The sequence below is a fragment of the Sphingobium sp. BS19 genome, from assembly GCF_027925545.1.
Lineage (GTDB): Bacteria > Pseudomonadota > Alphaproteobacteria > Sphingomonadales > Sphingomonadaceae > Sphingobium.
In genome coordinates this window covers 38,440-64,463 of sequence record NZ_BSEF01000013.1, presented here as the reverse complement: position 1 = coordinate 64,463, position 26,024 = coordinate 38,440, and the positions used below count along the sequence as shown (strand labels likewise).

19 protein-coding genes, 1 tRNA gene and 2 pseudogenes are annotated in these 26,024 nt (G+C 61.1%); 8 read left to right on the top strand and 14 right to left on the bottom strand.

All coding sequences use genetic code 11. The features are described 5' to 3' along the window. Positions 1-81: 81 nt before the first annotated feature. Positions 82-1,254, top strand: a complete 1,173-nt coding sequence (locus QMG56_RS15810) for a carboxynorspermidine decarboxylase (RefSeq protein WP_281823222.1) — start codon at positions 82-84, stop codon at positions 1,252-1,254. A gap of 135 nt (positions 1,255-1,389) precedes the next feature. Next, positions 1,390-2,583 carry a type III PLP-dependent enzyme gene (locus tag QMG56_RS15805; RefSeq protein ID WP_230189728.1) on the top strand — a complete coding sequence of 398 codons (1,194 nt, stop codon included), beginning with the start codon at positions 1,390-1,392 and terminating at the stop codon, positions 2,581-2,583. Positions 2,584-2,650: 67 nt separating this feature from the next. On the opposite strand, the gene QMG56_RS15800 is transcribed toward QMG56_RS15805, so the two are convergent. The 8 genes from QMG56_RS15800 to QMG56_RS15765 all read right to left on the bottom strand — a co-directional run bounded on the left by QMG56_RS15800 (position 2,651) and on the right by QMG56_RS15765 (position 12,205). Further along, positions 2,651-3,781 (bottom strand): class I SAM-dependent RNA methyltransferase, encoded by a 1,131-nt coding sequence (locus QMG56_RS15800; protein WP_281823221.1) that lies wholly within the window; start codon positions 3,779-3,781, stop codon positions 2,651-2,653. A gap of 89 nt (positions 3,782-3,870) precedes the next feature. Continuing rightward, entirely contained in the window at positions 3,871-5,253 is a 1,383-nt protein-coding gene (locus QMG56_RS15795) for an NAD(P)H-hydrate dehydratase (protein ID WP_281823220.1), read from the bottom strand. Further along, on the bottom strand, positions 5,250-5,615 hold the full coding sequence (locus QMG56_RS15790) for a hypothetical protein (protein WP_281823219.1): 366 nt from the start codon (positions 5,613-5,615) through the stop codon (positions 5,250-5,252). The genes QMG56_RS15795 and QMG56_RS15790 overlap by 4 nt, the downstream gene beginning before the upstream one ends. Beyond that, on the bottom strand, positions 5,596-7,317 hold the full coding sequence (gene ilvD / locus QMG56_RS15785) for a dihydroxy-acid dehydratase (RefSeq protein ID WP_281823218.1): 1,722 nt from the start codon (positions 7,315-7,317) through the stop codon (positions 5,596-5,598). Before ilvD ends, QMG56_RS15790 begins: the two co-directional genes overlap by 20 nt. A gap of 44 nt (positions 7,318-7,361) precedes the next feature. After that, on the bottom strand, positions 7,362-8,075 hold the full coding sequence (locus tag QMG56_RS15780) for an N-formylglutamate amidohydrolase (RefSeq protein ID WP_281823217.1): 714 nt from the start codon (positions 8,073-8,075) through the stop codon (positions 7,362-7,364). Further along, on the bottom strand, positions 8,072-8,917 hold the full coding sequence (locus tag QMG56_RS15775) for a 4-(cytidine 5'-diphospho)-2-C-methyl-D-erythritol kinase (RefSeq protein WP_281823216.1): 846 nt from the start codon (positions 8,915-8,917) through the stop codon (positions 8,072-8,074). Before QMG56_RS15775 ends, QMG56_RS15780 begins: the two co-directional genes overlap by 4 nt. Beyond that, on the bottom strand, positions 8,914-10,539 hold the full coding sequence (locus QMG56_RS15770; RefSeq protein WP_309298573.1) for a hypothetical protein: 1,626 nt from the start codon (positions 10,537-10,539) through the stop codon (positions 8,914-8,916). The genes QMG56_RS15775 and QMG56_RS15770 overlap by 4 nt, the downstream gene beginning before the upstream one ends. 13 nt (positions 10,540-10,552) lie before the next feature. Next, positions 10,553-12,205: an electron transfer flavoprotein-ubiquinone oxidoreductase gene (locus QMG56_RS15765; protein ID WP_281823215.1), complete on the bottom strand. Its 1,653-nt coding sequence runs from the start codon at positions 12,203-12,205 to the stop codon at positions 10,553-10,555. Positions 12,206-12,348: 143 nt separating this feature from the next. On the opposite strand from QMG56_RS15765, the pseudogene QMG56_RS15760 reads away from it, so the two are divergent. The 3 genes and pseudogenes from QMG56_RS15760 to moaB form a co-directional block, all read left to right on the top strand. Next, a pseudogene (locus QMG56_RS15760) lies at positions 12,349-13,050 on the top strand (uracil-DNA glycosylase family protein); the annotation flags it as partial. A 38-nt stretch (positions 13,051-13,088) separates the two neighbouring features. Beyond that, complete coding sequence (locus QMG56_RS15755) at positions 13,089-14,852, top strand: lytic transglycosylase domain-containing protein (RefSeq protein WP_281823213.1); 1,764 nt, start codon at positions 13,089-13,091, stop codon at positions 14,850-14,852. Then, positions 14,842-15,369 (top strand): molybdenum cofactor biosynthesis protein B, encoded by a 528-nt coding sequence (gene moaB / locus QMG56_RS15750; protein ID WP_281823294.1) that lies wholly within the window; start codon positions 14,842-14,844, stop codon positions 15,367-15,369. The genes QMG56_RS15755 and moaB overlap by 11 nt, the downstream gene beginning before the upstream one ends. 3 nt (positions 15,370-15,372) lie before the next feature. Here the strand turns inward: moaB and QMG56_RS15745 are convergent, their stop codons facing one another. From QMG56_RS15745 to QMG56_RS15735, 3 genes are read right to left on the bottom strand one after another with little or no spacing between them, the layout of a single operon-like run. Continuing rightward, positions 15,373-17,319, bottom strand: a complete 1,947-nt coding sequence (locus tag QMG56_RS15745) for an acetyl/propionyl/methylcrotonyl-CoA carboxylase subunit alpha (protein WP_281823212.1) — start codon at positions 17,317-17,319, stop codon at positions 15,373-15,375. Between the two features lie 5 nt (positions 17,320-17,324). Next, on the bottom strand, positions 17,325-18,926 hold the full coding sequence (locus QMG56_RS15740) for a carboxyl transferase domain-containing protein (RefSeq protein WP_230189740.1): 1,602 nt from the start codon (positions 18,924-18,926) through the stop codon (positions 17,325-17,327). After that, a complete protein-coding gene (locus QMG56_RS15735) occupies positions 18,923-20,080 on the bottom strand; it encodes an isovaleryl-CoA dehydrogenase (RefSeq protein ID WP_281823211.1) in 1,158 nt (385 codons plus the stop codon). The genes QMG56_RS15740 and QMG56_RS15735 overlap by 4 nt, the downstream gene beginning before the upstream one ends. 88 nt (positions 20,081-20,168) lie before the next feature. On the opposite strand from QMG56_RS15735, the pseudogene QMG56_RS15730 reads away from it, so the two are divergent. Next, positions 20,169-21,064, top strand: a pseudogene (locus QMG56_RS15730) (LysR family transcriptional regulator). On the opposite strand, the gene QMG56_RS15725 reads toward QMG56_RS15730, so the two are convergent. The 3 genes from QMG56_RS15725 to QMG56_RS15715 all read right to left on the bottom strand — a co-directional run bounded on the left by QMG56_RS15725 (position 21,019) and on the right by QMG56_RS15715 (position 25,277). Next, entirely contained in the window at positions 21,019-21,771 is a 753-nt protein-coding gene (locus QMG56_RS15725; protein ID WP_281823210.1) for a sulfite exporter TauE/SafE family protein, read from the bottom strand. The pseudogene QMG56_RS15730 and the gene QMG56_RS15725 overlap by 46 nt on opposite strands. 6 nt (positions 21,772-21,777) lie before the next feature. Continuing rightward, positions 21,778-24,513: a preprotein translocase subunit SecA gene (secA, locus tag QMG56_RS15720; protein ID WP_281823209.1), complete on the bottom strand. Its 2,736-nt coding sequence runs from the start codon at positions 24,511-24,513 to the stop codon at positions 21,778-21,780. 83 nt (positions 24,514-24,596) lie between these two features. Then, the gene (locus tag QMG56_RS15715) at positions 24,597-25,277 is read right to left on the bottom strand and encodes a uracil-DNA glycosylase (RefSeq protein WP_230189745.1); all 681 of its coding nucleotides are present in this window, start codon (positions 25,275-25,277) and stop codon (positions 24,597-24,599) included. A gap of 23 nt (positions 25,278-25,300) precedes the next feature. Between QMG56_RS15715 and folK the strand changes: the two genes are divergently transcribed. Both folK and QMG56_RS15705 read left to right on the top strand, forming a co-directional pair. Then, the gene (gene folK / locus QMG56_RS15710; RefSeq protein ID WP_281823208.1) at positions 25,301-25,825 is read left to right on the top strand and encodes a 2-amino-4-hydroxy-6-hydroxymethyldihydropteridine diphosphokinase; all 525 of its coding nucleotides are present in this window, start codon (positions 25,301-25,303) and stop codon (positions 25,823-25,825) included. Positions 25,826-25,865: 40 nt separating this feature from the next. Next, positions 25,866-25,941, top strand: a tRNA-Lys gene (locus tag QMG56_RS15705). The last annotated feature ends 83 nt before the right edge of the window (positions 25,942-26,024 follow it).

Here is a 26,024-nt window from a genome sequence, read left to right as displayed (position 1 = left end):
AAGCTGGGGTCTCGTGCCGCCAGCTTGTACGCAATCGCTTGAGACCCCAGCCTTCGCTGGGGTGACGGGAGTATCTTCAATATGGAAACCCGCGCCGGTGATCCCGGAGCCTTTGCGCATTTCGACCTGCATCGCGTACCTTCGCCCAGCTTCGTGGTGGATGAAGTCGCGGTGCGGCGCAATCTGGCGATCCTGAAGGATGTGCGCGACCGTGCGGGCATCAAGGTTCTGGGCGCGCTCAAGGCGTTTTCCATGTGGTCGCTGGGCGGTGTGATCGGGGAATATCTCGACGGCGTTTGCACGTCGGGTCTCTACGAAGCACGTCTCGGTAGCGAGGAATATAGGGGCGAGATCGCGACATACTGCGCGGGATACAAGGCCGAGGATCTGCCCGAAATCCTGCGCATTTCCGACCACGTCATTTTCAACAGCCCGTATCAGATCGCCCGTTTCATGCCGCAGATAGAGGCAGCGCGTCACGCCGGGGAAAAGTTCGACATCGGCCTGCGCATCAATCCGCTTCATGCCGAAGGGGAAGTCCCCAAATACGATCCCTGTCAGCCGCACAGTCGACTGGGCTTTCCCATCGACCAGTTAAAGCCAGAGCATCTGAACGGCGTATCGGGCCTGCACTTCCACAACCTGTGCGAGCAGGATTTCGTGCCGCTGGAGCGGACATGGCGTGCGCTTGAGCCTTATATCTCGCCCTATTTCGGGCAGCTCGACTGGCTCAACTTCGGTGGTGGACATCACATCACCCGAGCCGATTATCAGCGCGATTCGCTGGTGGAATTTTTGCAGCAGATCAAGCTGGAGACGGGCTTGACGTTGTATCTCGAACCCGGCGAAGCGATGGCGCTGGATGCAGGCATATTAGTGGGTGAAGTGTTGGATGTTGTCGACAACGGCATGGCGGTGGCGATCACCGACATCTCCGCGACGTGCCATATGCCCGACGTGATTGAAGCGCCCTATCGCCCTGCGATGCTGCATGAACGCGCCGATGGGCCACAGGTCCGTCTGGGCGGCCCGTCATGCCTGGCCGGGGATATCATCGGCGATTATCGCCTTCCCTGCACGGCTGAGCCGGGCGCACGGATCGCATTCCTCGATCAAGCGCATTATTCCATGGTAAAGACCAATATGTTCAACGGTGTGCCCTTGCCGAGCATATATTTGTGGAACAGCGATAGCGACGAACTCAAGGAAATCCGCAGTTTTGGCTACGCGGACTTCAAGTCCAGGCTTTCATGACAGTTTAATTACAAGTTTTTTTATACAACGGCTTTACAGGGGGGCGCCTTGGCCATATATCGACCGTCCGCTGCCCCATGGGACTTCCACCGCAAGGCAGCTTAACACCTTGAACTACACTGGAGGTCCCTTGAATTGTACGAGCATCCCAGCGCGCTGGGGGTAGCAATTGCCCTCAAACCGGCAGCCCCGGTAACGCTTATTCGCCCGCAGGCAGCAGCCCGCGCCGCCCGATTCTTCTCTGAGAAGTTTCCGGGGCGCTCGCTTTATGCTGTAAAGGCAAACCCCTCCCCGGAGTTACTCCGGACGTTGTGGGATAGCGGAATCACGCATTACGACGTTGCCTCGATCGTTGAGGTGCGTCTGGTCGCGGCGACTTTGCCGGAGGCGAAGCTGTGCTTCATGCATCCGGTCAAGGCCGAGGAAGCGATTGCCGAAGCCTATCACACGCATGGTGTTCGCACCTTCTCGCTCGATACCATTGACGAGCTGGAAAAGATCATGCGCGCCACAGGTGACGCCACCGATCTGGAACTGTGCGTGCGCCTTCGGGTATCGTCGGACTATTCCGAACTCAGCCTCGCGTCGAAATTCGGCGCGGAACTGGGCGAGACCAAGGAATTGCTAATGGCCACCCGTCAGGCGGCGGATGCACTAGGCATCTGCTTCCATGTCGGTAGCCAGGCAATGAGCCCCCATGCCTATACGCAGGCCATCGAGCGCGTTCGCGCCGCGATTGTCGAAGCGGCGGTTACGGTCGATATCATCGATGTCGGTGGTGGCTTTCCTTCGGTCTATCCGGGCATGGAGCCGCCTGCCCTCGAACTCTATTTCGATGCGATCCATCGCGGCTTCGAAAGCCTGCCGGTGTCCTACTCGTCGGAATTGTGGTGCGAGCCGGGTCGCGCGCTCTCCGCAGAGTATAGCTCGCTGATCGTGCGTGTGGAGCGTCGCCGCGGTGACGAACTCTACATCAACGATGGCGCTTATGGTGCATTGTTCGATGCCGCACACATCGGTTGGCGCTTTCCCGTCACGCTGTTGCGGACCCAGGAAAGCCAAGCAGAGACCAAGGGTTTCAGCTTCTACGGGCCGACATGCGACGACATGGACCATATGGTCGGGCCATTCATGCTGCCCGCCGATGTGAAAGTCGGCGACTATATCGAGATCGGGATGCTGGGTGCTTATGGTTGCGCCATGCGCACCGGGTTCAACGGCTTTTCGTCCGAGACGGTCGTGGCCGTAGACGACGAACCGATGGCCAGCCTGTATCGCGAAGAAGTCGAAGCGCCGCGCCGCGCCAATGTGGTGAAGCTGGGCCAATAAGGCTTAAGCCGACGCTATTTCAGAAAATCGATCCCCCGCCCTTATCCGGCGGGGGATTTTTTATGTGTCAGCGGCGGAAGATCGCCGCCAGTTCAACATGCGTGGTCCAGCGGAACTGCCCGACGGGCTGGACGCTCTCCAGCGTGTAGCCGCTTTCGATCAACAGCTTCGCGTCGCGTGCAAAGCTGCTGGGATTGCAGGAGACATAAGCTATGACCGGCACCTGTGCCTGCGCCAGTTGGAGCGCCTGCTCGCGGGCACCCGCGCGTGGCGGGTCGAGCAGGATCGCGTCGAAGCGGTCCAATTCGGCCAGCATCAACGGCCGCCGGAACAGATCGCGATGATCGACGGCCATCTGCCGACCGCTGCGATTAGCGGCAGTCTTGAGCGCCAGCACAAGATCGCGGGCTGCTTCGGCGGTATAGACGGCTTTGCCATTGCCGAGTGACAAGGCGAACGTGCCGAGACCGCTGAACAGGTCGGCGATCCGCTTGGCGGGTGCCAGCGCAGCCTGAACGGCATCGACCAAGGCAGCTTCGCCATCTGCCGTAGCCTGTAGGAAGGCAAAGGGCGGGAACGGAACCGCTACGCCGTCGAAACTGACGGTCACGGGATCAGGCTCCCACCGTGTTTGCGGGCCGTAGCCATCGTCTATGGTGAGGCGGGCCAGTTTGTGGCGTTGCGCAAATTCCGTGAGCGATTCGGTTGCGGCAAGGCCCTCCACTTCGATGCCTTCCAGCATCAGATCCACGCCCTGATCGGTAAGCGTCATGCGGACATGCACGGCGCGACGGTCCCCGACCATTGGATGCAGCAGCGTGCGGATCGGTGCGACCATCGCGAAGAGCGCCGGATGCAAGACGCTGCACATCTGCATATCAACGATCCGGTGGCTGCCTTCGCTGGCGAACCCCAGATTGAGGTTCTTGCCGAGCCGCGCTGCACGCAGCGAAGCGCGGCGGCGGCTGTTCGGTGGCGAAATATGGGCAGTGTGAATGATGTTCGCAGAGATCCCCTGCCCCGCCAGCGCGCCCGCTACCCGGTCGCGCACGAAATCGGACAGGCTGGCATCGTCGACATGCTGCAACTGGCAACCACCGCAGAGTGGAAAATGACGGCAAGGCGGATCGACATGGTGCGGACCACGGATCAGCCCCGCCCCGCCGCCCGGTTCCAGGCGGTCCCCCGGCGCGCTCATCGGTACATGGCGGCCATCGGCGGTGACGCCGTCGCCTTTTGCGGCGAGGCGGGTGATGAGATCGGTGTCGGTCAGCGTCTTGTCTTTCGTTACAGGCGGGACGCGATAGCCGCTGGCACCTGCGCAATCAATTCATCCGCGACAAAAGCAGCACCAGCGCGCCGGGCGGCCTCTCCGTGGAGCCAGACCGCTTCGCAGGCTGCCCGGAAAGGATCGTGGGTGACAGCGAGGCGCGCCGCGCACAACCCCGCCAAGACATCGCCCGTCCCGGCAGTCGATAACCATGAGGATGCGGGGCGCGAGACGGCTGCGCGGCCATCGGGGGCAGCGACAATGCTATGCGCGCCTTTCAGCACAACGACTGCGCCCGATTGGGCGGCGGCGGTCTGTGCCTGCATAATCGGATTGCCTTCGAGTGGACCGAACAGTGCTTCGAACTCTCCCGCGTGGGGCGTCAGGATCGCGCATTGCGGGAGCACGGCGAAACCGAGCGACTTCAACGCCAGAAGTCCATCGGCATCGATTACCGCCCGATGACCTGCCGACAGCGCCGATGCCATGCGGGCGATACTGGCTCCATCCCGCCCTAGCCCCGGCCCGATGAGACTGACGGCGATACGCGGATCGGCAAAGGCATCTGCGGGTTCGTCGTCGTTTTGGACGATGGCATGAGGTAGGCTTGGAATGGGTATGGGCGCACCGACCTTCACATAACCCGCCCCGCCATGCGCCGCAGCCAGCGCAGCGAGAGCAGCAGCGCCCGGCATCGCTCCCGCGAGAACCGCCACGAGGCCGCGTGTATATTTATGCGCGTCCTTTGCCGGAGCCGTCAGGTGCGGGGCCGTGAGCAGGCGCACACGCGCATTCTGCGTGGGAATATCGATGTCGGCACAAACCAACCTGTCGAACCGGGAAGCCGACGGATCGAGAACATGGGCAGGCTTCAACGCGCCCAGGCTGATGCACATATTGAAATGCGGAACGTCGGACAGAGGCGCGCCGCTATCGGTATCGATGCCGCTGGGTAGATCGATGGCATAGGTTTTGCTGGTATCATCGGCCAATGCCGACAGACGATCAGCGAGAGTCTTATCCAGACCTCGCGTGAGGCCGGTGCGGAACAAGGCATCGACCAACTGCGTCGCGGGGGATGCAGTGAACACGTCCTCGACCGGACCGTCCCACAAGGCGCGCGCCTGCTGCGATGAAGGCGTGCGGCTCTCCCCTGTCGCGGCAACACGCACCGGGACGCCGTGGCCGCGCAATATGCGGGCGATGACGAAGCCGTCTCCGCCATTGTTGCCCGGACCGCACAGAACCAGCGTGTCGCGTTTACCGCCTGCGCGCCAGATGATGTCGGCTGCGGCGGCGCCTGCCTTTTCCATCAACGCATATTCGGCCACGCCACTGGCGAAAACCGATTGCTCGGCCGCGCGCATTTCTGCTGCGGTCAGGATGGCGAGGCCGGTCATTTCGGCGATGCTATCTGCGCCTGAAGATCGTAGAGATCAGTGCCGACCTTTACGGTGATGCGGTCGCCTTGGGTAATGGTCACCGCAGCGGGATCGGACCCGTCCGCCGCCACGACCCCGCGCCCGTCCGCGACGATCCGAAAACGGCGAAATCCGCCATCGGGATGGCGGATAGTCAATCGGTCACCAGTGACTTCGCTCCGGCAAACCGGCTCCACTTTCGCCGCACCATCGACCTGACACTGAACCGTGTCGGGCGACTTGGGGTCAACCGCCATTGTGTCGGCTTTACCAAGCTGATCGCAGCCGCTCAGGACGAGCAAAGCTGCGATCAGAAAATGGTCAGATGTCCGCGTAGACATGGGTTTCGGCGCTGCCTCCGGGATGCGTTACGGCACCCTGATAGGCCGGACCGACGTTCTGCGCATAGCGCCAAAGTGCGCCGGACTGATAATCATGCGCGCGCGGCTGCCAGGCGGCACGGCGTTCTGCCAGCACAGCGGCGTCGACGTTCAGGTCAATCGTGCCAGCTTCCGCGTCGATGGAGATGATGTCGCCATCCTGCACCAATGCGATCGGGCCGCCTTCTGCCGCTTCGGGACCGACATGGCCGATGCAGAAGCCGCGCGTGGCGCCAGAGAAGCGGCCATCGGTGATGAGCGCAACGCTTTCGCCCATGCCCTGCCCATAGAGCGCCGCCGTTGTAGAAAGCATCTCCCGCATACCGGGACCGCCCTTCGGCCCTTCGTACCGGATCACGATGACCGACCCTTCGCGGATCTGCCGCGCTTCGACGGCGGCAAAGCAATCTTCTTCGCAATCGAACACCTGCGCCGGGCCGGTGAACTGCGAGCGATCCATCCCGGCAACCTTCACGATGGCACCATCGGGCGCCAGCGTACCGCGCAGGCCAACGACACCGCCCGTGGGGCTGAGCGGCGTCTTCACATCATAGATGACCTTCTGATCGGGGTTCCACGTCACCTGATCGATATTCTCGCCCAGCGTCTTGCCGGTCACGGTCATGCAATCACCATGCAGAAGGTCGTTTTCCAGCAAGGTCTTCATCAGCATGTAGACGCCACCGGCATCGTACATATCCTTGGCGACATAGCGGCCGCCCGGCTGAAGATCAGCGATGTAAGGTGTGGTCTTGAAGATTTCGGCCACGTCGAACAGATCGAACGCGATGCCCGCTTCGTGTGCCATGGCGGGAAGGTGCAGGCCGCCATTGGTCGATCCACCGGTCGCCGCAACGACTCGCGCCGCATTCTCGAACGCTTCGCGCGTGCAGATGTCGCGCGGACGAATGTTGCGCGCCAGCAACTCCATGACCTGCTCGCCTGCTGCAATCGCGATGTCGCCACGCGTCTGATAGGGCGCAGGCACCATATTGCTGTTGGGGAGCGACAGGCCGATTGCTTCGCCCACGCACGCCATCGTGTTGGCGGTATACTGGCCACCACATGCGCCGTGTCCGGGGCAAGCGACCTTTTCCAGATCCATCAATTCCTTCAACGGGCAGTTTCCGGCGGCATATTTGCCGACGACTTCGAACACATCCTTCACGGTCACGTCCTTGCCGTGGAAATGACCCGGCAGGATCGATCCGCCATAGACGAAGATCGAAGGGACATTGAGGCGCAGCATCGCCATCATCATGCCCGGCAAAGACTTGTCGCATCCAGCAAAGGCCACCAGCGCATCGTAGCAGTGGCCACGCACGGACAGTTCGACGGAATCGGCGATGACTTCGCGGCTGACGAGCGAGCTTTTCATGCCCTGATGCCCCATCGCGATGCCGTCGGTCACGGTGATCGTGTTGAAGCGGCGCGGCATACCGCCTGCGCGGTTGACGCCATCGCGGCAAATATCAGCCTGATCGTTCAGGGTCGTGTTGCACGGCGCGCTGTCGTTACCGGCAGAAGCAATACCGACGAAGGGGCGGCCAATCTCTTCCTCGGTCAGGCCCATAGCGTAGTAATAGCTGCGGTGCGGTGCGCGCTCCGGCCCTACCGATACGTGACGGCTGGGAAGTTTCGCCTTGTCGAAAGTATGTGTCATGATTGGCCCTTCGTTGTGCGGGCCTCTTTCCAAAAAGGCAGCGTTTACGCAAGAGCGTTACGGCACGCTTCCATCACGGGGGCGAGATAATCGGCAAATCGCGCCTGTCCTGGGGCATCGCGCACCAGATCCTGGCGCATCTCGACGCCCAGATAGGGAATGCCGCGCGCCTCGGCATGGCGATTCATCGTCGCGTTCAGGACGGTGCCGGAATAGGGAAGCTGATCGCCGACATTGAGACTAGCAGCTTCCAGCATGGGTATCGCGATACGCGCTGCGCGGTCGTCGGTGTTGTAGAGTATGCCGATATGCCACGGGCGCGGCTCATCGCGCGACGATAATGACGGCGTGAAACTGTGCAACGACAGGATGAAGGGGCGCGTCATGGCATCCAATGCCGCCGTCACCGCGGCGTGATAAGGGCGGTAGAAGCGATTGATGCGAGCGTCGCGGTCAGCATCGACATTACCGACAATGGGGTGGCCGTCGCTCTCGGTCGGAATGAGGCCGGGAGAGTCTTCTTCCCGGTTGAGGTCGATCACCAAACGGGACAAACCACCGAGCACCGCACCGCAGCCAGTGCGTGCGCACAGTTGTCGCGCCACTTCCGCCACGCCGATATCGACAGCGATGTGCTCGTTCAGAAGCACCGGATCGATGCCTAGGTCGATGTCCGATGGCACAAAAGCCGATGCGTGATCGGCGATGATAAGTATGTTGCTGTCCCGCGCGGGAATGAGGGTGAAGGCGTCGCTCATGCACTTCTGATCCTTGTCGCCATCGTCCACCATACGGGCGGCATAGATTCTGCGGCGGCATCGCGGGCTTCTGTGGAAGCGAACAGCGCGAAGCATGTGGCGCCGGAACCGGACATGCGGGCGAGCTTTACGCCGGGTTGGGCCGATAGCGACGCAACTACATCCGCAATTACGGGCACGAGCGTGGCGGCGGGTGGATAAAGATCATTGCGTCCGTCCTCCACGATCGTCGTAAGATCGCTGGCATCTAGCGGCCCCTTATCGATTGTATCCCATCCTGCGAACACCGGCGCTGTGGATAAGCCGACACCCGGATTGACCAGCAACAGCGGCATTCCAGACAGCCCCTCTATCGTCCGAAGGTCCAGCGCCTCTCCGCGCCCGGTGCCCATCAAGGTGCGACTGACGAGACAGGCTGGCACGTCGGACCCCAAAGCTGCGGCGATATCCATCATGTCGATATCAAGCGACCACAGACGCCCCAGCAAGCGCAACGTAGCGGCAGCATCTGCCGATCCACCGCCTATTCCCGACGCGACTGGCAGGTTCTTGGTCAGGCGGATATCGGCACCTATGCCGACACCTGCGTAGTTCTGCAAAGCCTTTGCGGCCTGCAGGACCAGATTGTCCGGCCCTGTATCCAGCCCCGCCGCAAAGGGTCCAGCAATGGCTAGGGTCAACGCGCCATCATCGCGCACCGTCGCGGCCAGTTCATCGCCATCCTCGGCAAACGCGAACAGGCTTTCGATGTCGTGATAGCCATCATCCCGCCGCCGCCGGACATGCAGCGCGAGGTTGATCTTGGCATAAGCGATTTCGGTATCGGATCGAGGAAGGCTCAAGGCGCGGATAGCTCCGGTTTGTAGCCGCCGCGCACCTTGCCGCCGATCCGCGTTGCCGCTTCCCCCTCGGCAAATGTGCTGGCCGCCGTCCAGGCGTATCGCGCTTCGTAGCGCCGACCGACCGCCCACAAAGCATCGCCCAGATGTTCGTTGACCGTCACATCATCAGGTGCGCCTGCAGCCGCTTTTTCCAGCACCGGAACCGCGCTGCGCGCATCGCCCGAGACATAATGCGCCCAACCCAGCGAATCTGCTATCGCAGCGTCGTCGGGGCGCAATGCGCTGGCCTTGCGCAGCAGGGCCAGTGCTGCGGGAACATTCAGTCGCCGTTCGACCTGCGCATAGCCGAGATAGTTCAGTACGACGGGCTCTTCGGGCGCGAGCGCCAATGCCTTATCGAGAGCAACCTTTGCTTCGGCCCAGCGCCCGCCGCGCTCCAGCGCACTGCCTTCGAGAAGGTAGAGTGACCAAGGGGCCACGCCACCCGCGAGCCGCTGCTGCGCTTGCCGGTAAGCGTCCACGGCGGGGCCGAATTGTTTCATATCGGACAGAAGGTTTGCCAGTTGCAGATATTGTGCGGCGGTCGCATCGGGCTGCGCCACCGTCTCGCGCGCAACCGCCAGCGCTTCATCCTGCCGACCCGATTGCGACAGCGCGCTGATGCGGATGTCGTCGGCAACCGCCGCCCATACAGATCCGCGGGGCACCTTCATCGCTTCGGCAATCGCAGCGTCCGAATAATCGGACAGCGCGAGTTGCCGCGCGAGGGCCACGCGCATTTCCGCGCTTTTGGGATCGGAAAAGCTGGCGAGGCGGGCGAGTGTGAGTGCCAGTGAACGGCTGTTGCCGCCGCCCACATCGTCGGCAAGACGTGCAAATGTCCGCCCGAAACCCTGCGCGGGCGTCAGCGCGGGAGTGGATATCCGCCTATTTGTCGCAAGTTCCGCCTTGGCAGCTATCAATGCGGGGTCATCGCGATTGAGCAGCGCAGCGGCATCGTCCCTCCGACCGAGCGCGGTCAAACGCATCGCAAGGGCTATCCGCAAACCAACCTGCGTCGAAGTCTGCAACGACAGGGCGCGAAGAATGGCCGGATCGGCCTCCGCCTGTTGCCCACGAGCAAGCGCCTGCAGCGCCACATGCTCGTCGATGTATCGCCCGGTCAATGTTGCGAACTGGCTCTTTTCATCCGCCAACGGCGCCACATACGGCCCATCGACTACCGAAACCCAACTGGTCAAAAACGGCGCGAGGAAGGCGAAATTCTCTTCGGCCTTCAACCGATCTGCCCAGTGGCGCGCACCATCCCAATCCTTGCGGCTCAAGGCATCGATGGCGAACAGGAGGGTTCCGTCTCGCGGCAATACGCCCGCTGCATCCAGCACCCGCGCGGAGCGCAAAGCCAGCCCCATATCGCCCGCTTCAAGAGCCTGTCGGTAGGACCGCAGCGCCAGCACTGCGTTGTCCGGATCGGCAGCCATTGCCTGCGCATAGCCGTCCACCGCAATAGTCAGCGCCCCGTCCCCATCGGCCAGCCGCGCCCGCGCATAAGCGTTGAGCGCAGGCGTATCGACCACCGCCCCGGCCCCAACCGGGATCATTGCGGTGGCCAGTATCGCCAAGGGGAACAGATGCCTACATATTGGGATAGTTCGGTCCTCCGCCGCCTTCCGGTACGACCCAGTTGATGTTCTGCGTCGGGTCTTTGATATCGCATGTTTTGCAGTGGACGCAATTCTGCGCGTTGATCTGGAAGCGAGGCAATCCCTCTTCCTCACCCACGACTTCGTAAACGCCCGCCGGGCAATAGCGTTGCGCAGGTTCGTCATAGAGCGGCAGATTGTAGCTGATCGGAACCGCCGGATCCTTGAGCTGAAGGTGAACCGGCTGGTCCTCCTCATGGTTCGTGTTCGACAGGAACACCGACGACAGACGGTCGAAGCTGATGACGCCATCGGGCTTGGGATATTTAATCTCGGCGCAATGCTCCTTGCGCCACAGCTTCTCATTGTCCGGCTTGTGCTTGAGCGTGAAGGGCAAGCCGATCTTGAGCGTGCGCATCCACATGTCGATGCCCGCCAGAACGGTGCCGATGCTGTTGCCGAGCTTGGCGAGCAACGGCTCGGCATTGCGGACCAGCTTCAGTTCATCGGCAATCCAGCTCGAACGCACCGCTTCGCCATAGCTCGTCAGTTCGTCGCTGCTGCGATCGGCTACGATGGCCGCGAAGGCTGCTTCCGCCGCCAACATGCCGGACTTCATCGCTGTATGCGTGCCCTTGATGCGCGGCACGTTCACGAAACCGGCCGAGCAACCGATCAGCGCGCCGCCGGGGAACTCCAGCTTCGGCACGGACTGCCAGCCGCCTTCGTTGATGACCCGCGCGCCATAGGACACGCGACGCCCACCCTCCAGATATTGGCGGATCGAGGGATGCTGCTTCCAGCGCTGAAATTCCTCGAACGGATATAGATGCGGGTTGCGGTATCCCAGACCCACGACAAAACCCAAGGCGACCTGGCCGTTTGCCTGATGATAGAGGAACCCACCACCATAGGCGTCCGTCAGCGGCCAGCCCTGCGTATGGATCACCAGACCTGACTGATGCTTGACAGGATCGATGTCCCACAATTCCTTCATCCCCAGACCATAAACTTGCGGGCTGCAATCGGCGTCCAGCGCGAACTGGCGCTTTAAAATCTTGGTCAGGTGGCCGCGCGCACCTTCGGCAAAGAAGGTATATTTCGCGTGGAGTTCGAGGCCGGGCTGATAGTCGCCCTTCTTCTCGCCATCGCGCGCGATGCCCATGTCACCCGTAGCGACGCCCTTTACCGAGCCATCGTCATTGTAAAGAATCTCGGCGGCCGCGAAACCGGGGAAAATTTCGACGCCCAGCCCTTCGGCTTGCTCGGCCAGCCAGCGGCAGAGGTTGCCCAGCGATCCGGTGTAGGTGCCGTCATTGCTCATGAAGGGGGGCAACGCGATATGCGGCATGGAGAACTGCCCCTTCTCCGACAATACCCAATGGCGATTGTCGGTCACCGGGACTTCGGCCAGCGAGCAGCCGGAGGTGCGCCATTCGGGCAGGAGCTCGTCCAGCGCCTTGGGGTCGATCACCGCGCCCGACAGGATGTGGGCGCCGATCTCCGAGCCCTTTTCCAACACGCACACCGCGATTTCGCTGCCAGATTCGTTGGCCATTTGTTTCAGGCGGATCGCCGCGCTCAGTCCCGCAGGGCCACCCCCAACGATGACGACATCATACGGCATCGATTCCCGGTCACTCATAGACATTCTCCTCGGGGGTGGCTGCCGCCCTGCTCCAGTTGCCTGTTCCGGACCAACCAACCACCGTTTTTCGCAAACGCTTTGACAGATTGCGCGATGACTTTTCTTGACGCGCTCGTCAACCTCTGCGCCTTACCTTAAATATGTTGGGATCGGGGGATCATGAAGCGAATACCGCAGTCGAATCGCTGATCGACTGGTGGGAAATGGCGGGTGTGACATCAATTGTCTCCGAAACGCCCGTAAACTGGCTTCAGCCCGTCCCTCAGCCTACGGCTCCGCTTATCGATACCGCACTTGTGTTATTACCTCCGGTTTTGCCCGCTACTCTGGAGACGTTTCACGAGTGGTTGGCGACCGACATGGCGCTCCCCGAACTTGCATGGCCGCAATTGACGGGTCAGGCGAAACGGGTTCTGCCGGTCGGTTCGCCCGCGCCTGGCCTTATGGTTATATGTGACATGCCGGATATTGCAGACATGGAAGGTGGCGCCCTGCTAAGCGGCGACGCGGGCCGATTGTTCGACGCCATGATGTGCGCCATCGGGCAAAAGCGAGAGCATCTGTATATCACGTCGCTCGCGCTGATGCGCCCCACCGGGGGTATTATAGGCGAGAGCGATGGCGTTCAGCTTGCCAACAGGATGCGGCATCACATCAGCCTTGTCGGTCCACGGCGGGTGCTCATTTTAGGCGACAAGACGAGCCGTGCGCTTTTGCCGACGGTTGACGAAGAGAATGTCTTTAGTTTACGACCTCTTAACCATGAAGGCGGCACTGTCGATGCCATCGCGACGTCGCATCCTCGCTTCCTGCTGAAGCAACCATCGGCCAAACGGGGATGCTGGCGCCAATTGCAACTTTTGATCGAGGCGCAGCCTGCATGATCCGTACGTCGCTCGTTTCTTTGGCTTTGATAGGCACTGGCCTTACCGCCACCACCGCTCAGGCTGCTCCCGACGATACGCTCCGCATTGCGCCGGAAGTAACGCAGCCTCTGGTAGCCAATGGCGATGTTCGCATGCGCTACCGGGCGATCTTCGCGGCCATCGACGAACAGCGCTGGCCAGATGCCAAGGCACAGATCGCCACCTTGGATGAGGGCGACGACGTTCGGTCCTATGCGCTGGCGGAACTGTACCTCGCCAAAAACTCGCCAAAGGTCGAACTGTTCGACTTGCTGGCACTCGTCAACAAGGCGTCGTGGCTGCCACAGGCAGACCAGTTGAGCCGCCTCGCGCAACGCCGGGGTGCGCAAATATTGCCCACGCTCCCACAGGTGCAGAAGCTGGTATGGCTGGGGGCTGCGCCGCGCCGTGAATATATCGCAACTGTGAAGACCGACGTCGTCGCGCAAGCCTTGGGCACCAAGGTTTTGCCGCTGATCAAGGCGGACAATCCGGCGGGTGCCGAACTGGAAGTGGCCGCAGTCGAACCTCTGCTGACGCCGCAAGGGCGCACCGAATGGCGGCAGCGTGTGGCATGGTCCTATTATATCGAAAATGACGACGCCAACGCGCGTCGCCTCGCCACGAAGGCGCTGATCGACGACACCGGCGGCGATTGGGCGGTGCAGTCGCACTGGACCATCGGGCTTGCGGCGTGGCGGCAAAAGGACTGTCGGGCTGCGGGGCCTTCCTTTGCCAATGTCGCGGCGCTGGCGGGTAATGCCGACATGCGAGCAGCCGGTGCCTATTGGGCTGCGCGCGCCTACATGAATTGCGGCGAACCGGCCAAGGTCGCTGGAATGCTGAAGGTGGCGGCCAAGGCGCAGGAGACATTCTACGGACTGCTGGCGCGCGAGACCTTAGGCCTTACGCCGCATGCGCAGATTCTGGCTGTCGGCGAAGGCGATGCTCTACCGCGCGCGCTGAAAGATGCACCCAACGCACGGTTGGCTGTCGCCTTGTCGGGGATTGGGCGGGACAAGTCCGCTGATGAGGCATTGCGTTATCAGGCACGTATCGGCGGCAATGCCCAATATGATGCGCTGTTGAAGCTGGCGGGGACGCTAAACCTGCCCGCAACCCAGCTTTGGCTGGCGCATAACGGTCCGGCGGGTAAGCAGCCGGGCAGCTTTGCCCGCTTCCCCGCACCGCGATGGACGCCGGATGGCGGATGGCGCGTCGATCCGTCGCTCGTCTTTGCACATACGTTACAGGAATCGGGTTTCCGTGCCGATGCGGTAAGCAGCGCCGGTGCGCGTGGACTTATGCAGGTGCGACCCGGCACGGCAGGCGATGTTAATGGCGGCGCGGTGAGCATGGCGCAACTGCATGCGCCATCGACCAACATGGAATATGGCCAGCGTTATCTCGAACAACTGCGCGATATGCCTGCGACGGGCGGTCTGCTGCCCAAGGTGATGGCCGCATATAATGCCGGCCCTACGCCGGTCGAACGCTGGAATTACGAAGTGAAGGATGGCGGCGATCCGCTGCTCTTCATGGAATCGCTGCCTTATTACGAGACGCGCGCCTATGTGAATATCGTTATGCGGAATTACTGGATGTATCAGCTTCAGGCCAAGGGCAGCGCAGATTGCATGACGGGCATGGCTCAGGGCATGTGGCCACGTTTCCCTACGACCAAAGGCACGACACTGGTGCGCATGAGCGCAAATGGGAAAGTCGCTAGTGCCTATTGACGAGAGCGTGACGTTCACGCCCGTTCGCATTGCCGTACTGACCGTTTCCGACACGCGCAGCCTGGCGGACGACAGGTCCGGCGATACGCTTGTGGAGCGCATTGAAGCGGCAGGTCATGTCGTCGCCACGCGCTATCTGGAGCGGGATGACAAGGATGCCATCGTCGCACGGCTCCATGCGTGGATCGACGATCCGCAGATCGATTGCATCATCACCACCGGGGGCACCGGCGTAACCGGACGCGACGTGACGCCTGAAGCGCTTGCCCGTGTGCTGGACAAGGAAATTCCCGGCTTCGGGGAACTGTTCCGGTGGCTGAGTTATGAGAAGATCGGCACATCCACGATCCAGTCGCGCGCCACCGCCTGCGTCGCGCGCGGCACCTATATCTTCGCGCTGCCCGGATCGACCGGGGCGGTGAAGGATGCGTGGGACGGGATATTGGTCACGCAGTTGGACAACCGCTTCCGCCCCTGCAACTTCGTGGACCTGATGCCGCGGTTGAACGAGCGGTAAGCGCTACCCTCCCACCGGTTCGATCCGGGCCAGCACCGCACCTTCACTCACCTGCCCGCCTTCGGTGGCGTTTAGATCAGCCACCGTCCCGTCATAAGGCGCGACAAGGCTATGCTCCATCTTCATGGCCTCAAGGGTGAGGAGCTTCTGCCCCTTGGTGACAGCCTCGCCTTCCGAAACGAGCAAAGCGATTATGCGACCCGGCATGGGGGAGATGATGGCACCGTCTGAGGCTGCGCCCTCTGCAGTTCCTCGCACCTCATCAAACGAGTATTTAAGCGTCGTCCCAAACGTCGAAACATAGACGCCGCCATCGGCGGCGACGGTTGTTTGCATCGACGTCAACACACTGGGAGGAACACCTTGTTCGAAATCGCCTTCATAACAATCGCCGCCAACACGCATTCTTACCATGTTGCGGCGTTCCGCATTGAGACGAAAGCCTATTGGTCCGCTATTATCAAACTGGTCGACTAACAGCGCTGCGGCGGCATTCAAATCCCACTCTTCTGGGCCATTTATTAGATCGCCGAGATTTGCATTTTCCTCAATGAAGCTTGTGTGGACTTTACCGCTGACAAATTCAGGACAACCAATCAACGAGGCAGCAAATTGCGCGTTATGTTTCACAGGCCAAATCTCAACCTGATTTAGCGCAAAGCTAAGGTTTATTGCTGCGAATGCTCTATCGCTATCATGCCAAATGAGCTTGGCAATCATAGGATCATAATAAGGGGATATAGCGTCCCCCTCGGACACCCCAGTATCGATCCGAACCCGATTTTCGCTATCTCGATGACTCGTCCGAAAACCCCGATTGGCATCCCACCAACCATAAGCGCGCAAAGCATACGGAATATGATAGCGCTCTAGGACTCCCGTACTTGGGAGAAAATCATTGAGCGGATTTTCTGCATACAGCCTTGCCTCAATGGCATGGCCATTGATCGACAACTCATCCTGCCGCTTCGGCAACACCTCACCCGAAGCCACCCGCAACTGCCATTCGACCAGATCGACGCCCGTGATCTCTTCCGTAACCGGATGCTCGACCTGCAACCGCGTGTTCATTTCCATGAACCAGATGCGGTCAGCGCGCAGGCCTTCCGATCCGTCGGCGATGAACTCGATGGTCCCTGCGCCCACATAATCGACAGCCTTGGCCGCGCGCACGGCGGCGGCGCAGATCGCTTCGCGCGTTGCCTCGTGCATGCCGGGGGCTGGTGCTTCCTCGATCACCTTCTGGTGACGGCGTTGCAACGAGCAATCCCGCTCGAACAGGTGGACGACATTGCCGTGGGTGTCGCCGAACACCTGCACTTCGATATGGCGCGGATTGGTGATCCACTTTTCGAGCAACACCTGATCGTTACCGAAACTGGACGCAGCTTCGCGCTGGCAGGACAACAGCGCATCGGCGAAATCGACGGCGCTGTCGACCTTCCGCATTCCCTTGCCCCCGCCTCCGGCGACGGCCTTGATAAGCACGGGATAGCCAATGCTGTCGGCCTCGGCACTCAATCGCGCTACGGACTGATCCTCGCCCAGATAACCCGGCGTGACCGGGACGCCCGCTGCGATCATCCGTTCCTTGGCCGCATCTTTCAGGCCCATCGCGCGGATGCTGTCCGGCGATGGCCCGACCCAGACCAATCCTGCGTCGATCACCGCCTGCGCGAAATCGGCATTTTCGGACAGGAAACCATAGCCGGGATGGATCGCCTCCGCGCCCGTAGCCTTAGCCGCCGCGATGATCTTATCGCCGACAAGATAGCTTTCGCGCGCAGGCGACGGCCCGATATGCACCGCTTCATCCGCCTGCCGCACATGCAACGCCTTGGCATCCGCATCGGAATAGACCGCGACCGTGCGGATGCCCATTTGCCGAGCCGTCCGAATGATCCGGCACGCAATTTCGCCGCGATTGGCGATGAGGAGAGATTGGATCATGGTCATCACATCCTGAACACGCCGAAGGACGCTTTTTCGGGCACTGGCGCGTTGAGCGTCGCGGCGAAGGCCAGCCCCAGCACGTCGCGGGTCTGCGCAGGGTCGATTACGCCGTCGTCCCACAGACGCGCAGTGGCGTAATAGGGATTGCCTTCGTCCTCATATTTCTGGCGGACGGGCGCCTTGAAGGCTTCGGCTTCCTCCGGTGTCCACTCCGTAGCGTCGCGATGAACGGTGGCAAGGACGCTCGCCGCCTGCTCGCCGCCCATCACGCTGATCCGCGCATTGGGCCAACTGAACAGGAAACGCGGGGCGTAGGCGCGGCCGCACATGCCGTAATTGCCTGCGCCAAAGCTGCCGCCGATCAGTACCGTGATCTTGGGCACCTGCGCCGTGGCGACGGCAGTGACGAGTTTCGCGCCATGCTTGGCGATCCCCTCGGCCTCATATTTGCCGCCGACCATGAAGCCGGAGATGTTCTGAAGGAACAGCAGCGGGATACGCCGCTGACACGCCAGTTCGATGAAGTGCGCGCCCTTGACCGCGCTTTCGCTGAACAGCACGCCATTGTTGGCCAGGATCGCGACCGGCATCCCCCAGATATGCGCAAAGCCGCAGACCAAAGTCGTGCCGTATAACGCCTTGAATTCATGAAACTCGCTGCCGTCCACGATACGGGCGATGACTTCGCGCACATCATAAGGCGCGCGGACGTCCTGCGGGACGATGCCGTAGAGTTCTTCGGGATCGTATTTGGGCGGACGCGGTTCCTTCAAGGCGATGTCAGGCGTCCGGTTCTCCGGCAAAGTCGACACGATATCGCGCACGATCGTCAGCGCATGAGCATCATTCTCTGCCACATGATCGACCACGCCGGACTTGCGCCCGTGCAGGTCACCGCCGCCCAGATCCTCTGCGGTGATCTCCTCGCCCGTCGCCGCCTTCACCAGAGGCGGCCCGGCGAGGAAGATGGTCCCCTGATTGCGCACGATGACGCTCTCGTCCGACATGGCAGGCACATAAGCGCCGCCCGCCGTGCAGCTTCCCATGACGCAAGCGATCTGGGGGATACCCATGCCGCTCATCTGCGCCTGATTGTAGAAGATGCGGCCGAAATGATCGCGGTCGGGGAAGACCTCCGCCTGATGCGGCAGGTTCGCGCCACCGCTATCGACCAGATAGATGCACGGCAGCCGGTTCGCCTGCGCGATTTCCTGCGCGCGCAGATGCTTCTTCACGGTCATCGGGTAATAGGTGCCACCCTTCACAGTGGCATCGTTGCAGGCAATCATGACCTGACGCCCGGATACTCGCCCGATCCCGGCAATAATCCCCGCGCCCGGCACTTCGTCGCCATACAAACCGTTGGCGGCAAGTTGCCCGACCTCAAGGAACGGCGAACCCGGATCGAGCAGGCGCTCCACGCGCCCACGCGGAAGCAGCTTGCCACGCGCACTGTGTTTCGCGCGCGCGCTTTCCGAGCCGCCTTGCGCCGCCTCCGCCACGCGGGTGTAAAGCGCATCGCACAACGCGATGTTGTGGGCCGCATTGGCGCGGAAGGTTTCGCTGTCGGTCTGAACGGCGGTTGGGAGGACAGGTGCGCTCACGCCTCACCCCCGATCAGTTCGCGACCGATCAGCATCCGCCGAATTTCGTTGGTCCCCGCGCCAATATCCAGCAGCTTCGCGTCGCGCAGATAGCGTTCGACCGGCCAATCCTTCGTATAACCTGCCCCGCCGAGTGCCTGCACCGCCTCCAGCGCCACCTTCACGGCGTTCTCGCTCGCCAACAGGATCGCGCCCGCCGCGTCGAAGCGCGTCGTCTTGCCCGCATCGCACGACCGCGCCACAGCATAGACATAAGCCCGCGCAGAACTGAGCGCGACGTACATGTCGGCAACCTTCGCCTGCATTAGTTGGAACGTGCCGATCGCCTTGCCGAACTGCTTGCGCTCCCGAACATAAGGGATGACCGTATCGAGGCACGCCTGCATGATACCAAGCTGAATCCCCGACAGCACCAACCGCTCATAATCCAGGCCGCTCATCAGCACGCCTACGCCGCCGCCTGCCGGTCCCATGACGTTCTCGTCCGGCACGAAGCAATCGTCGAACACCAACTCCGCGGTCGGCGATCCACGCATCCCCATCTTGTCGATCTTCTGCCCGATGGAGAAGCCCGTGAAATCCTTCTCGATCAGGAACGCCGTGATCCCCCGCGATCCAGCCGCCGGATCGGACTTGGCATAGACGACCAGCGTGTCGGCATAGGCGGCATTCGTGATCCAGAATTTGGTGCCGTTCAGGCGATAACCACCATCCACCTTGTCCGCGCGCAGTTTCATGCCGACGACATCGGATCCGGCGCCCGCCTCCGACATTGCTAGGCTGCCAACATGCTCACCGGAAATCAGGCCGGGGAGATATTTCGCTTTCTGCTCAGGATTGGCCCAGCGCGCGATCTGATTGATGCACAGATTGCTGTGCGCGCCGTAGGACAAGCCGACGGAAGCCGATGCCCGCGACACTTCTTCGCAGGCGATGACATGTTCCAGATAGCCCAGCCCCAGCCCGCCATCTTCTTCCGAAACCGTGATGCCGTGAAGGCCCAATGCGCCCATGGCGGGCCATAATTCGCGGGGAAACCAGTCGTCGGCGTCTATCTTCGCCGCGATCGGTGCGATCTTCTCGGCGGAAAATCGGCGTGTCGTGTCGCGGATCATGTCGGCGGTCTCGCCTAGGGCGAAATCGAAGTCGGTCATGCGTGGCTCTCCTATTGGTAGGCAGGATAGCGACATTTCGATGCGGTGGAAAATTGAAAGACGGACAAGGAGTGTATAGACACGGTCTATGATCGATCGATATCTTCTTCGCTATTTTCTTGCAGTGGTAGACCACGGCACTTTCTCGCGAGCAGCCAGTCACTGCAACGTGTCGCAACCCACATTATCAGTCGGCATAGCCAAACTGGAGCGATTGGTGGGCGCCGCACTGTTCATGCGGTCCAATCAGCGTGTTGGCCTCACCGATGCGGGGTCACGCTTTCTTGGCCATGCCCGGAAGATCGAGACGGAGTTTCTGCTCGCGCAGCAAGCGGTCAGTGGCGTTGAGACAACCTATTGCGTATCGGTTGGCTGGGCAGCGTTGCGAGCCATTTGGTCACGCCAGCGGTTACCGCTGCGGCACAGGCCTGCACCCAGATCGAACTGCTCGAAGGCAGCGAGCGGGAACTGGTCCGGCATCTGGGACAGGGCAGAATCGATGTGGCCCTGACTCTGGTCAGGCGTGGCGGCGAACGGTTTCTGGAAGAACCATTGATCGAGGAAGGATATGCGCTCGCGGTGCCGGCGACCCATAGACTGGCCCACCGCGATGTCATCGGGGCAGAGGAACTGGCAGGCGACGTGATGATCGTCCGTCGGCATTGCGAAGTGCTGTCTGAAACGAGCCGACATTTCACCGAGCGGGGCATTCGCCCGCATTTTGCGCTGCGCTCGGTTCAGGATGATCGCGTGCTGGCGATGGTCGCGGCTGGACTGGGTGTTACCGTCATGCCCGAGAGCCATCGGGCGACAGGCGTGATGCGCCCGCGCCTTGCCGGATTCGCGCATCGCCGGACTGTCGGTTTGTTATATGGTTCGCAATCGGAAACGCTCCAGTCCACATCGCACCCCTTTTTGGATGCGATAAGGACGCGCGGTCAGAACCAGCCTGCCCATTTCCCCAACATGCGCACCGCAACGTAAAGTATGAGAACGGCCGTCACCCGGCGCACCAGTGACGCCGGGAGCAAGCGGATGCCCACGTGACTCCCAAGCTGCCCGCCAATCAGGACCGCGACGCCGAGCGGCCAATAGGACAGCAACTGTCCTTCCAGCACCGGATCGTCGATCTTCATCAGTTGCCCGACCAGTCCGGCGATGGAATTGACGAGGATGAACACGCTTGCCGATGCCGCGATCCGTTTCGCGCGTGCCCAGCCAATGAGGTGCATGATCGGCGCAAGGAAAATACCCCCGCCGATGCCGACAAGTCCGGACAGAAAACCAACGCCCGCACCCAGAATGGGCGTCAGCACGCGGCTCTGGGAATCGGGCAAATCCTCACTACGCTCCGGCTGAAACAGCAGCAGCAGGCCCGCCGCCAACAGTGACAGCCCAAGCATCCCGGTAAACAGCGCTTCGGATATCGGCATCCGCCCACCGGCCCAGGCCAGCGGCGCAGATAAGAGCAGGATCGGCCATAGCCTCCGCCACGGCACCAGACCCGCACGGGCAAAGCGTATGGATCCACCCGTCACGACGATGATGTTGCAGATCAGCGCTATCGCCGGAAGTATCCGGTAATCGACCCCCCAGAGCGCCAGCAGCGCATTATAGGTCGACCCGCCTCCAAACCCCACCGCAGCATAAAGCGCTGCGGTAAGGCCGAAAAGCAGCGCCAGCGCCGTCATTGACGATCAGACCAGTTGGCCGTGGCAATGCTTGTACTTGAGACCCGATCCACAGGGGCACATCGCGTTGCGGCTGATGTCCTGCCCTTCATAGGGATTGCCGCCCATTGCGCTGCCAACTGTCGGACGGGGCAGTGTCGTGGTGATGAAGCCAGAGGTTCCTGCATCCTGATCAGCGCTGTCATCTTCCCCGGTGAACGGGTCGATATGCGTCGTGATGAAATCGGGCAGGACGGGCAGATCGAACTGCGGCATCGGATCATTGTCCATGCGGAACTGCACATTGGCAATCGTGCGGGTCACATCCTCGCGGATGTTCGACAGCATCCGCTCGAACAGCGCAAAGGCTTCCTGCTTATACTCGTTGATCGGCGTCTTCTGCGCATAAGCGCGCAGATGGACGACCTGCCGCAACGCGTCGAGCGTGGAGAGATGTTCTTTCCAATGGTGGTCGAGGTTCTGGAGCAGGATGCTCTTCTCCACGCCATGCCAGCTTTCGGCGTCCAGATCGGCGATCTTCTCCGCAACCTGCGTATCGGCGAGCGCGGCAAGACGCTCCTCCAGCATTTCCGGATCGACCGAGTCTTCGTTCAGCCAGCTATCGAAATCGGGTTCGATACCCAGAGTCTCGGCTGCGCGCGCCTTGAGCGATTCGACATTCCACTGTTCGGGATAGGTGCCCGGCGGGCACGCATCGGCAACGATGTCGTTCACGGTTTCGTGACGCATGTCGATGACCACATCGTCCACTGTTTCCGCGTCCATGATGTCGGCGCGCTGTTCGTAGATGACCTTGCGCTGATCGTTCATCACGTCATCATATTCGACGACCTGTTTGCGAATGTCGTAGTTGCGTGCTTCGACCTTCTTCTGCGCTGTCTCGATGGCCTTGCTCAGCCATTTGGAACCGATCGCTTCGCCATCGGCCATATTGTTGTTCATCATCCGCGCGAACAAAGTGTCCGGGCCGAAGATGCGGAGCAGATCGTCCTCAAGGCTGAGGTAGAAGCGCGACAGGCCGGGATCGCCCTGACGGCCAGAACGCCCGCGAAGCTGATTGTCGATGCGTCGGCTTTCGTGGCGTTCGGTGCCCAGAACGAACAGACCGCCAGCGGCCAGCACTTCGGCCTTCTCCGCGTCGATCTCCGCTTCGATCTTGGCAATCGCTGCGTCGCGCTCTGGACCTTCGGGGGTGTCGGCCAGTTCCTGCTCGATGCGGAACTCGGCATTGCCGCCCAGTTTGATGTCGGTGCCGCGACCGGCCATGTTGGTGGCGATAGTCACCGCGCCCTTACGGCCCGCCTGCGCGACGATATAGGCTTCCTGTTCGTGAAAGCGGGCGTTCAACACCGCGTGTTCGACGCCTTCTTCCTTCAGGAAGTCGGACAGCATTTCGGACTTTTCGATCGAAACCGTACCCACCAGAACCGGCTGACCGATCTTTGCCTTTTCACCGATAGCCTTGGCGATGGCGCGGAACTTGTCCTGCGTGTTCTTGTAGAATTCGTCTTCCTCGTCGATCCGCTGCACCGGCACGTTGGTCGGGATCGTCACGACGTTCATCTTGTAGATTTCGTAGAATTCGGTCGCTTCGGTCGCGGCGGTGCCGGTCATGCCCGACAGCTTGGGATACATGCGGAAGTAATTCTGGAAGGTGATTGATGCGAGCGTCTGGTTCTCCGGCTCGATCTCGACGCCTTCCTTGGCTTCGACGGCTTGATGCAGACCATCGGACCAGCGGCGTCCATCCATCATGCGGCCGGTAAACTCATCGATGATGACGATCTTGCCGTCTTTCTCGATATAATCGATGTCGCGGCGGAACATCATGACCGCGCGCAGCGCCTGGTTCACATGATGCACGACCTGCGTATTTTCGAAGTCGTAGAGGTTCGTGCCTTCGATCAGGCCGGCTACTTCCAGCAGGCGCTCGATCTTCTCGGTGCCATCCTCGGTCAGCGTGATGGAGCGCTGCTTCTCGTCCTTCTCGTAATCTTCGTCGGACAATTGCTTCACGATCAGATCGACGGAGCGATACAGGTCGGACTTGTCGTCGGTCGGGCCGGAAATAATGAGCGGCGTACGGGCTTCGTCGATCAGGATGGAATCGACTTCATCGATGATCGCGTAGTTGAAGGGTCGCTGGACCATCGATGCGCGATCGAACTTCATGTTGTCGCGCAGATAATCGAAGCCAAGCTCGTTGTTCGTCGCGTAGGTGATGTCGGCGGCATAAGCTTCGCGCCGCTCATCTTCGCGCATATTGGGAACGATGACGCCGGTAGTCAGCCCCAGGAAGCGATAGACCTGACCCATCCAGTCGCAGTCACGCCGCACCAGATAATCGTTGACCGTGACGACATGCACGCCCTTGCCTTCAAGCGCGTTGAGGTATGTTGCCGATGTCGCCACCAGCGTCTTGCCTTCGCCCGTCCGCATCTCGGCGATTTCACCGCGATGCAGGACGATGCCGCCGATCATCTGGACGTCATAATGCCGCTGGCCCAGCGTCCGCTTCGCCGCTTCACGCACCGTCGCAAATGCTTCGGGCAGCAAGTCGTCCAGCGTTTCGCCAGCCGCAAGCCGTTCACGGAAACGCACCGTCTGCGCGGCAAGATCAGCATCGGAAAGCGCCGAAATCTGCGGTTCGAACGACGATATCTTGTCGACCGTCTTCTGCATCGACTTGACGTAGCGTTCGTTGGATGACCCGAAGATCGTTTTGGCGATGGCGCCGAACATGCAATTTCCTATGTTTCCGGGGGCGGACCGGCCCTTGCGGACCATAGACCTATATGCGCCGCGATGTAGGGGGCAGGCAGGGCTTAGTCAATTGGAGCGCTGTGCGAAACAAGCGCCAGCGCGCGGGCAAACACCGCCTCGAACATCTCCGCCGTCAGTCGCCCGGTATTCGTGTTGTAGCGCGAGCAGTGATAGCTATCGACTAGCATACGGCCATCGGGCATTCGATGTTCGGCAAGATGCCCGAACCGTGCCTTTGGCAAGCGCCCGCCCAACACCTTTACCGCCGACTGATGCGCAATCTGGCCCAGCGCGATGAAAACCTGCACATTGGGCAAAGCGTCGATGCCTTTTGCCAGAAACGGCCGGCAGGTGCGGATCTCTTCAGGTGTCGGTTTATTTTGCGGCGGCAGGCATTTGACGGCGTTCAGGATGATGATGTCGTTCAGCATCAACCCGTCGTCGACGCGGCTGTTATAGCTGTCGTTGGACAATCCGAACTTCGCCAGCGTCGCAAACAGCAGGTCGCCCGCATAATCCCCGGTAAAGGGCCGACCCGTCCGATTAGCGCCATGCTTGCCCGGCGCAAGGCCGATGATCGCAATCCGCGCCGCCGGATCGCCCATCACGCGCACTGGCCCGTTCCACCATGTCGGAAATTCCGCCTGGCACGCATGACGATAGGCGACCAGCCGCGGGCACAACGGACAATCGCGTGGCGGCTCGGTCTGCGGGATAGCACTTTCAGGGGCTTGCAATGTCATGGCTGTGCGATAGGCGCGTCAGGATGGCCGACGCAAGCACAGTCCTCCACACCTATGTTATTGCGCTGGGGTCGAACCAGTCGCTGACCGGGGCGCTTGGTCCGGTCGCATTGGTGGATCGCGCGCTGGACGCGCTGGATAGCCCACCGCTTTCGCTTCTAGCGCGGTCCAAGATTATCCAATCCGCGCCCGTCGGCCCTTCGAAACGGCGCTATGCGAATGCGGTCGCCATCGTCGAAACCAACCTCCCCCCCCCCGCCCTGCTTGCCCATCTGCAGGATGTCGAAGATCGCTACGGTCGCCGCCGACGCAGGCGCTGGGGCGCACGCACGTTGGATCTGGACATCATTCTCTGGTCAGGAGGCCTGTGGACAGGAAGCAATCTCGCGATCCCGCACGTAGCCTTTCGCGACCGCGATTTCGTGCTACATCCTCTCGCGCGGATCGCCCCGGATTGGCGCGATCCCGTGGGCGGATTGACAGTTCATCAACTCGCCGTTCGCCTTTCACGCAGGAAGCCGGTTGACCATCGCCCCAACCCTCTTTAGGGGACCGCTACTCAATCGCCCGGCTGCGCGCCGTGCCTGTGGGTCCATAGCTCAGTCGGTAGAGCAACTGACTTTTAATCAGTAGGTCGCTGGTTCGAACCCAGCTGGACTCACCACAGCCACAATTCTTCCCACGCCATCCGACAACCGCAGGACGGGCGCGCCTGATCTCAATTTCAAAGCGGGTTTCAGATATGGT